This window comes from Bradyrhizobium canariense, from assembly GCF_018130465.1.
In the GTDB taxonomy this organism is placed as follows: Bacteria; Pseudomonadota; Alphaproteobacteria; order Rhizobiales; family Xanthobacteraceae; genus Bradyrhizobium; species Bradyrhizobium canariense_C.
Window position 1 is genome coordinate 1 of the sequence record NZ_JAFCKJ010000027.1, and the last position, 2,055, is coordinate 2,055.

General features: G+C 58.5%; 2 protein-coding genes. One reads left to right on the forward strand and one right to left on the reverse strand.

The features are described 5' to 3' along the window. Window positions 1-159 precede the first annotated feature (159 nt). Entirely contained in the window at window positions 160-339 is a 180-nt protein-coding gene (locus JQ591_RS35165; protein WP_211400539.1) for a hypothetical protein, read from the reverse strand. 419 nt (window positions 340-758) lie between these two features. On the opposite strand from JQ591_RS35165, the gene JQ591_RS35170 reads away from it, so the two are divergent. Then, window positions 759-1,577 carry an alpha/beta fold hydrolase gene (locus JQ591_RS35170; protein WP_249138008.1) on the forward strand — a complete coding sequence of 273 codons (819 nt, stop codon included), beginning with the start codon at window positions 759-761 and terminating at the stop codon, window positions 1,575-1,577. Window positions 1,578-2,055: the final 478 nt, after the last annotated feature.

The following is a 2,055-nucleotide window of genomic DNA, read 5'->3' on the forward strand; positions in this document are numbered from 1 at the left end:
CCTTGTCGGCGAGCTCGCGCCCGCTCATGCCGCCGGGGATGACGACGTCGGTGAACAGCAGATCGAACGGCTGGCCGCCGGATGTCCGATTTACCGCCACCATCGGTCGGAGAACGGAAGGCTTCCGAGGTCGCAGATGGGCCAGAAGCGGAAGTTTAGTTACGCCTCGGTGTCGTAGTCCCTGGGTGTGCCGTCGGCATACACGCTCTGCAATTCGGAGGGGCGAAAACTGCCAACTTTTTTGACGCCGTTTTCGTGCCAAGTGCAATCGTGAGGCGCGTCGTGAATCCCCCACACGCCTTTGAATTGGTCTTTTGAGATGAGGTCGTCAATCATCATGATTGGACCGCCGCTCTTATGCCGAACCAAGTTGCCGGGCCTCAAGATCATAGCAGCCTCAAAGACTCATCTGGCCGTCATCGTGCTCAAACGATTCCGATAGATAATCGGTCGCATAGCAGACGCCGGTTAATCCACCGCGAGTGAGGAGCGTCAAATTTCAACTAGTTTGTTGGCTTACGCTCTCAATCCGTCACTGCCATCCCTCGGATCTGGATGTCCGCTTCGGGTCAAAAACCGAAGAACTCAGCGTGAGCAAATCTCGTCCGCCATGGCATCGTGAGCAGACCTCGTGGTGGGGTGCCGCCACTTCGCTGATGGGCCACGAGCAGACCTTGGCCGCGAACCGACGCGCGGATATCCTCCAAGGTTGCAATCCGCTTCGGTCTCGATCTTCCTCAAACCATAGGAATTTTGTCATGACGAATAGTGGAATTACCCGCCGTCGCATCCTTCGCAGTGCTGCAACCGGCGGTCTCGCGGCAGCAGCGGCCCCAGGGGCGGTCGGTGCCGCCCGCGCGCAATCGGCGCGAAAGACCTTTATCTTTGTCAGCGGGGCTTTTTGCGGTGGCTGGATATGGCGCCGGGTCACTGACCGGCTCGAACAGGACGGCCATAAAGTGTTCGCTCCCTCACTCACGGGTTTAGCCGAGCGCTCGCATTTGCTGAGCAAGGATGTCAATCTGGATACCCACATTGCCGACGTCGTCAACCTGATCAGATGGGAAAGTCTCGAGAACGTCTGCCTCGTGGCTTGGTCCTATGCAGGCTTTGTAGGCTCGGGTGCACTCGAAAGCATCGGCGATCGCGTCTCATCGGTTGTATGGCTTGATGCCTACATTCCAGCCGACGGACAAAGGGTGGCGGACTACGCGGCCGAGCCAGTCCGCAAAGGCATACAAACGGCCATTGACAAGGGTGATGCGGGCGTTCGCGGATCGGCCCATTATCCGGCCAGTGTTGTTGCCGAACGAGATCGGGCATTCGCCGAGTCTAAGGTTACTCCGCATCCAGTCGGCACCTATCTCCAGCAGATCAAGGTTTCCGGGGCGCTCCAAAAGGTGGCGAAGAAGACGTACGTCCGCCTCCCAAAATTTCCACAGCCGCCCTTTGACAAGGCACTAGCAGACTGCAAGAGCGACAAGTCTTGGGCCACATTCGAACTGCCGGATTTTGGGCACATGGCTATGCTCGATGCACCAGACCGCGTGAGCGAGTTGATACTGCAAGCCGCGTAAGATCGACCTCCCCGCCACATAGGGGAAGACATTACGCCGGAGTGCCTTATGTCCGCCATGGGTCAAAAGCTGCTTTTGGCAGCTCGCCTAACAAGATCGGCTTATCCGCCGGATGCGGACATTTCGTCGTTCTAAGAGAAGGTCAGCAGCGGGCCAGCAGCATCACGCCGACCTTCAGGGCCCGTCAGACGCCCGAACCAATCTGCATGCGGCGTAGCGGGTCCCGGCCAACCGATTGTCCCCAGCGCGTCCGGGAAGCACACTCAAGATTGACGCCGCTAACAAGTAGGGAAGCCAATACGGAACGCTGCCAGAATATTGGGGCGATCTGCGCAGCGCGGATCATCTGCAACGCCATTGGATGTGTCGCCAAGCAGAAACGCTAGCCGGTCGGCATGTTTCCCAGCGCCTTCCTGATCATCGCGGCGAGCTGGTTGCGGCGGTAGGGTTTTGTCAGCAGCATCACGCCGTCGTCGAG